This is a genomic window from Psychrobacter sp. C 20.9 (assembly GCF_001921765.1).
In the GTDB taxonomy this organism is placed as follows: Bacteria; Pseudomonadota; Gammaproteobacteria; order Pseudomonadales; family Moraxellaceae; genus Psychrobacter; species Psychrobacter piscatorii_B.
The window spans coordinates 198,880-205,781 of record NZ_MRYC01000003.1; the positions used below are offsets into that span (position 1 = coordinate 198,880).

Below are 6,902 nucleotides of genomic sequence, written 5' to 3' on the forward strand. Positions count from 1 at the left end.
AACGATGCCCGTACTAATAGACCAAATGTCATGATGGTTCTAACGGCTCAAATCTACTGTCACTACGCCTTTTTTCTATGCCATTATTATTCGTTAAAATCGAAGCTAAGCGCGGGCAGTACTTTGCCTCGTACTTCACCAAACCCAACACGCACGCCATCTTTTTCGCTATAGCCTTTCATAATGACGGTATCGCCATCTTCGATGAAGGTGCGCGACTCACCGCCCTCAAGTGCTACGGGTTTGGTGGCATTCCAAGCAATCTCTAGCATCGAGCCATAAGAATCAGGCGTTGGCCCTGAGATTGTGCCCGAACCCATCATGTCGCCGACTTCTACTTGACAGCCAGTGATAGTGTGATGCGTCAGCTGCTGCGCCATAGACCAGTACATATACTTAAAATTGGTCTCACAAACGACAGTGGCCGTCTCTGCATTGTCAGGCAGTAGCTCGACCGACAGATTGATATCAAAGCTGCTCTCTTTGTTTTTTTCATTGAGATAAGCCAGCGGCTTGGGCTCTTGGGTTGGGCAAGCGGTGCTAAATGGTGCCAATGCATCCATCGTGACTATCCACGGAGAAACTTGCGAGGCGAACGTCTTGGCATTAAATGGGCCTAAAGGGACATATTCCCACTTTTGGATATCTCGAGCCGACCAGTCGTTGAGCAGTACCATACCAAAGATATGATCAGCGGCATCGTCTACGGCGATTGGTTGACCGATATGGTTGCCTTTACCAACGACAAAAGCGGTCTCGAGCTCAAAATCCAAACGCTTACAGGCGGAGAAAACAGGACGCTCATCAGGGTTAGGCTTTAGCTGACCTGAAGGGCGGACGATATCAGACCCGCTAATGATGACGGTGCTGGCGCGTCCGTTATAACCAACTGGCATTTCCGTCCAGTTGGGTAGCAGGGCATTGTTTGGATCGCGGAACATCGTACCGACGTTGGTCGCGTGTTCTTTCGATGAATAAAAATCGGTAAAGCCAGGTACTTGAACAGGTAGATGCATGGTAACGTCTGCTTGCTTGAACAGCGCCTTTTTTTGCAGATCGGCATTGTCACGTAAGTCGCTGTTGTCACTAGATAGTAGTGACTGAATGGTCGTGCGTGCTTTTGTCCAATTGTCTCGACCAGAATCAATAAAAGCGTTTAGCGTCGACTGATCAAAATAAGGCCCACCATTTAGGCTCAGTAATCCTTCTGACTCTAGCACAGACAAGTCTAGTACCTGATCGCCAATGGCAACGCCTGCACGGCGCGCACTATCTTTAGTGTCGCTAAAAATACCATACGGCAGATTGTGGATGGAGAAGTCAGAGTCCGCTTTGATGTCGATAAAAGAGGTGAGAGTACTGTCAATCGTTGACATGATTTGCTCCTTGCTAAAAGTATTATTTAATTACGTTATATTTAATGATTTACGTATAATGTAATTTATTGATATGTTGATTGCAAGTTTTTTTGTGCCATGTCTTTTGCTTAGTGATTGATAAGACGAATCCTAAGCACAAAAAAAGGCCAAGCAATCGCTCAACCTTTTTTATTTTTTAGTCTATATGTCTGATTAATTTAGTCTTTTAAAACGTCTGCCATTGCATTGGCGACATAGTCGATGTTGCTGGTATTTAGACCTGCGACACACATACGAGAGTTGGATACCATGTAAATACCAAACTCACTTTGTAGGCGCTCGACCTGCTCAGGCGTCAATCCAGTAAAGCTAAACATACCGTTTTGACGCGTGATGTAGTCAAAGTTACGGTTGGGGATTTTTGCTTCTAGTACCGATTTTAGCTTTAGGCGCATGGCTTTGATGCGGTCACGCATCGCATAAACCTCGCCAATCCACTGCTCATGTAGGGTGTCATCGTTCATGACGATATCAACCACATGACCACCGTGTGATGGCGGGCTTGAATAGATACGGCGTACCATTGCATTTAGCTGACCGAAGACGCGCTCAGCTTCGTCTGCGGTAGGGCATACGACCGACAGACCGCCAACGCGCTCGCCATATAGCGATAAATTTTTAGAGAATGAGTTGCTGACAAATAGAGGCAAGCCCATCTCAACGGCTTTACGAATGGCGTAAGCATCGCTGTCCATGTCCTCGCCAAATCCTTGATAAGCGATATCCATGAATGGAATCAATTCATGCGCTTTAATGACGTTGAGCACGGTATCCCATTGTGCTTGGGTCAAATCCATACCTGTTGGATTGTGGCAGCAAGGATGTAGCAAGATCACATCGTGTTTGTTCAATGTTTCAAAAAACACAATCATCTCATCAAATTTGATGCTGCTATTGGCTTTGTCGTAGTATGGGTATTTACCAACGGTAACATCAGCACCTTCAAAGATGGCAATATGGTTGCCCCATGTTGGATCGCTTACATAGCACTTAGACTGCGGGAACCATTCATGGATAAACTCAGCACCGACTTTCAGCGCGCCAGAACCACCGATAGTGGCGATGGTTGCAACCAGACCGTCTTGTAAGATTTGTGCGTCTTTGCCAAACAATAATTCCTGACAGCCTTTGCGGTGGCCTGGCAAGCCTGCCATTGGTAGATAGGGACGCGGCGCGATAGAATCGGCAATACGAGCTTCGGCTGTTTTTACACAGTCGAGTACGGGCAGTACGCCATCTTCATCATAATAAATACCAATGCCTAAATTAACTTTATTGGGATTATTGTCCGCTGAGTATTTTTCCATCAGCCCTAAGATTGGATCGCCAGCGTAATAATCGATACGTTCAAACATGCCATTTCCTTATAAGAATATAAACCAAGCAGCCGAAAATCATAGAGCAAATTGCTGATGAACTCAACACGCGAGTGCGTTATCTTGCGCAATTAATAAAATAAATCACCAAATATCTTGTCTCTTTATCTGGCAGATGAGTTTGTGGCGTGATGCGTCACTTAATTGACAGTGTTTCAGGCTGATGTAAGTCGTGATAATGGGTGGCAAAGTACGTTTGCAAAAACTGCTTAAAGGCGATGGTTGCAGGAGACAGCGCCCGTGAGGCACGCTGATAGATAAAAAACTGGCGCATTTTTATAGGCTGCGTCAATGGGCGCATTTGCAAGCCGTTGGCGCTGACCCAATCGATGACCTCGGGCATATAGGGAAGGCATAAGGTAATGCCGAACCCTTGGCGGGTCATCTCAAGCGCGGTGGACATAAAGTTGACTTTGTAGCGCGCTTGCTGAATCTGAGCGGCGATAGAGTCATCCAGCTCGACTGTCACCTGCTCAAGAAACGGGCCTTGTAGAGTGATAAGTGGAATATCAAGCAACTCCTGCCAAGTGATTTCGTCTTTTTGCGCCAGTGCATGATCGTCTGGCATGACCACGCAAAACGGCAGCTTGTATAACAGATCAGCACCGATATCATCTTCAGTTTCTATAAAACCAAGTTCAGTACCAACCCCCAAATCGACCTCGATGTCTTGAACATGCTTGAGCAAATTTTCTGCTGAGCAATCCAATAGCGACACCCCGATATTTGGATATTCCTTAGCAAATTGCGCGATGACGGCGGGCAGGGAGGATGCCGCAAACTGCGACACTGCTAAGCGCACCTGACCTTGCGCCAAGCTGGTCAAGCTACTTGCTTCATTTTCGAACAGCTGCATCTCATTCAAGATACGCCGCGCTTGTGGCAGCAGATGGCGTCCGACAGCGGATAGCGACAGCTGGCGGGTAGTACGGTCAAACAACACGATGCCAAGGCCATTCTCCAGCTCTTTGATCAGTCCGCTAACAGCAGATTGGGTGAGATACATCTGTTCGCTGGCACGAGTAAAACTGCCGTTGTCAGCGACTTTGATAAAAGCGGTCAGTTGGCGAATGCTAATATTCATAAGTAAACCTGATAAATAAATCATAAAAAACAATTAGTCTTATAAATAAAGCTAATCTAATATAAATACAACGTCAACAATAAAGATTGATTATCAATCGTTTTATGAACTTTTATTATTAATCGACTTTTACTACTCATCGATTTTCTATTACCAATTGAAATTAAGGATAATTACAATGGCAGATTTATTTGACAACCCAATGGGATTAAACGGGTTTGACTTCGTCGAGTTTGCTTCTCCGCAGCCTGATGCAGTCGACGCTTTGTTTAAGCAGCTTGGTTTTGCCCATGTCGCCAATCATCGCTCGAAAGACGTTGCTCTATATCGCCAAGGTGATATCAACCTTATCCTAAACCGCGAGCCAAAAAGCCCAGCCAGTTACTTCGTTGAAGAGCATGGTGCTGGTGCTTGTAGCATGGGTTTTCGGGTAAAAGATGCCAAAAAAGCATATGAGCATGCGATAGAAATGGGCGGGCAGCCAGTAGAGGTGCCGACCGGCGTGATGGAGCTAAGATTGCCTGCGATCAAGGGCATCGGCGGATCACTGATTTATTTGATTGACCGTTACAAAGATGGCGAGTCTATCTACGATGTCGACTTTGAGTTTTTTGCAGATATCGATAGAAACCCTGTCGGATATGGTTTCAAAGTCATCGATCATCTCACGCACAACGTTTATCGCGGACGCATGGCTTACTGGGCAAAATTCTATGAGCGCATCTTTAATTTCCGCGAGATTCGCTATTTTGATATCAAAGGCGAGTACACGGGGCTGACCAGCAAAGCGATGACTGCCCCTGATGGCAAAATCCGTATTCCGCTCAATGAAGAAGCCAAGCAGGGCGGTGGACAGATCGAAGAGTACTTAATGCACTTCAATGGCGAAGGGATTCAGCACATTGCGCTCGCCAGTGATGACTTGTTTGCCAGTATCGATATGCTAAAAGCCGCCGGTATTCCACTTATGACTGCACCAAATGCAGCCTACTACGAGATGCTGAATGAGCGCTTACCAAACCATGGTGAAAACGTCGCTGACTTGCAAACGCGCGGTATCTTGTTAGATGGTACGACAGAGGGCGGCGCACCGCGTCTGCTACTACAGATTTTCTCTGAAACCATCTTGGGTAGCCCAGTGTTTTTTGAATTTATCCAGCGTAAAGGTGATTATGCAGACGGTTTTGGTGAAGGTAACTTTAAAGCCCTGTTTGAATCCATAGAGCGCGACCAAGTGCGTCGTGGCACGGTCGGTCAGCAAGAGACCAATCAATCAGAAACAGAAACGCCGTAGGCCACGCTACATCTAGAAAAATTTACATAGTAAACGGACAAGGCAAAAGGAGTTTGGCTTGTCCTGCATGAGTGACTGATATTAGCCACTGACTAATCAGTATGAGTGCAAATATTCACTGCGATAAAAGGAACACAGGCATGGAACGCCTCTCACAGATAGATTCTCCTAATACAGCGATCGGTGCCAATAGTTCTGTAGCCAAGCAGCAGGGCGGTGATGCATCTGCTCATCATAATGTGACTGATAAAAAGCAGCCCTATATCTCACATCAGCCAGATAGCTATGGTCATATTCATTATCGTGATGATGAAAATGCAATGTGGCAGGCGTTGCTTACGCGTCAAGCTGAGCAAATCCCTAACCGCGCTTGTCCTGCCTATCTAGAAGGTTTGACGAAGCTAAACTTGCCAACGACGCATATCCCGCAATTGCATGATATTGACGAGGTATTGCAAGCGACCACCGGTTGGCAAACCGCGGCGGTGCCTGCATTAATCAGCTTTGGCAAATTCTTCAAACTATTAGCCGATAAATCCTTTCCTGTCGCGACGTTTATTCGCCGATTTGAGGATATGGACTATATCGAAGAGCCTGATATTTTTCACGAAATCGTTGGACACTGCCCGCTATTGACTCATCCAGCCTTTGCAGCTTTTAACGAGACGTATGGCAAGCTGGGTCTGAGTGCAACCAAAGAGGAAAGATGGTTTTTGGCACGGCTCTATTGGTTTACCATTGAGTTTGGATTGGTAGGTAGTCAGCCTAAAGACCGTAGAATCTACGGCGGCGGTATATTAAGCTCGCCTTCTGAAACGATCTACGCACTGAATGATCAATCACAACGTCAGCACCAACATAAATCTAACCAGCAGCCCACACCCCAACCTGAACACCGTGCATTTGATTTGCTTGATGTATTGCGTACGCCTTATCGCATCGATCAAATACAGCCGATTTACTATGTGATTGACGAATTAGATACGCTATTTGATATCGTTGATAGCGACATCATGGGGACGGTCAAGCAGGCGATGTCACTTGGGTTGTTTGAGCCGACCTATCCAGAAAAACCCGTTAAAATTTAAATGTAAACGTAAATGCAATTACTTCAGTACGGAGTATTGAAATAGCGACACAGCTATTTCAACATGGATGTACGAGTATTAAAAAAACAGCTATTAAAAACAAACAACTTAAAAGGATTTTATTATGACAGCACTATCACAAAACAGCTGCGAAGCCTGCCGTATTGGCGCACCGAAAGTCGACGATGCCGAGGCGCGTGAGCTATTACCACAAATTCCTGATTGGTCATTGATTGAGGTAGATGGCATCCAGCAATTACAGCGTCAGTATAAATTCAAAAACTTCGTTGCAGCGATGGATTTTGCCAATCAACTGGCAGACATTGCTGAAGCAGAAGGGCATCATCCCGGTATATTGGTAGAGTGGGGCAAAGCAACGGTCACATGGTGGTCACATAGTATCAAAGGGTTGCATCGTAATGATTTCGTCATGGCGGCTAAAACCGATGCGTTACTTGATAAGTAACTCGTAACCCATTCGGTTATTCACTAGCAAACCAGTTCTCTAACCCTTCCAAATTCAAACCCAATCTAATGCCAGCCTGAGCTGGCATTTTAAGGATGTGTCATGCCACCAAAACCGCTCACCCAGATCAGCGCCCAGCTCGCCTTTATTATCTCAGCCATCGTCATCGCCATCAT

6 protein-coding genes are annotated in these 6,902 nt (G+C 45.9%); 3 read left to right on the forward strand and 3 right to left on the reverse strand.

The features are described 5' to 3' along the window. Positions 1-86 precede the first annotated feature (86 nt). The 3 genes from fahA to BTW00_RS03340 all read right to left on the reverse strand — a co-directional run bounded on the left by fahA (position 87) and on the right by BTW00_RS03340 (position 3,878). On the reverse strand, positions 87-1,376 hold the full coding sequence (gene fahA, locus BTW00_RS03330; protein ID WP_075106211.1) for a fumarylacetoacetase: 1,290 nt from the start codon (positions 1,374-1,376) through the stop codon (positions 87-89). 200 nt (positions 1,377-1,576) lie between these two features. Then, on the reverse strand, positions 1,577-2,773 hold the full coding sequence (locus BTW00_RS03335; RefSeq protein ID WP_075106212.1) for an amino acid aminotransferase: 1,197 nt from the start codon (positions 2,771-2,773) through the stop codon (positions 1,577-1,579). A gap of 157 nt (positions 2,774-2,930) precedes the next feature. Continuing rightward, positions 2,931-3,878, reverse strand: a complete 948-nt coding sequence (locus BTW00_RS03340; protein ID WP_075106232.1) for a LysR family transcriptional regulator — start codon at positions 3,876-3,878, stop codon at positions 2,931-2,933. 178 nt (positions 3,879-4,056) lie between these two features. On the opposite strand from BTW00_RS03340, the gene hppD reads away from it, so the two are divergent. The 3 genes from hppD to BTW00_RS03355 all read left to right on the forward strand — a co-directional run bounded on the left by hppD (position 4,057) and on the right by BTW00_RS03355 (position 6,726). Further along, a complete protein-coding gene (gene hppD, locus BTW00_RS03345) occupies positions 4,057-5,172 on the forward strand; it encodes a 4-hydroxyphenylpyruvate dioxygenase (RefSeq protein WP_075106213.1) in 1,116 nt (371 codons plus the stop codon). Between the two features lie 140 nt (positions 5,173-5,312). Beyond that, positions 5,313-6,260, forward strand: a complete 948-nt coding sequence (gene phhA, locus BTW00_RS03350; protein WP_083603550.1) for a phenylalanine 4-monooxygenase — start codon at positions 5,313-5,315, stop codon at positions 6,258-6,260. A gap of 124 nt (positions 6,261-6,384) precedes the next feature. Continuing rightward, the gene (locus BTW00_RS03355) at positions 6,385-6,726 is read left to right on the forward strand and encodes a 4a-hydroxytetrahydrobiopterin dehydratase (protein ID WP_075106214.1); all 342 of its coding nucleotides are present in this window, start codon (positions 6,385-6,387) and stop codon (positions 6,724-6,726) included. Positions 6,727-6,902: the final 176 nt, after the last annotated feature.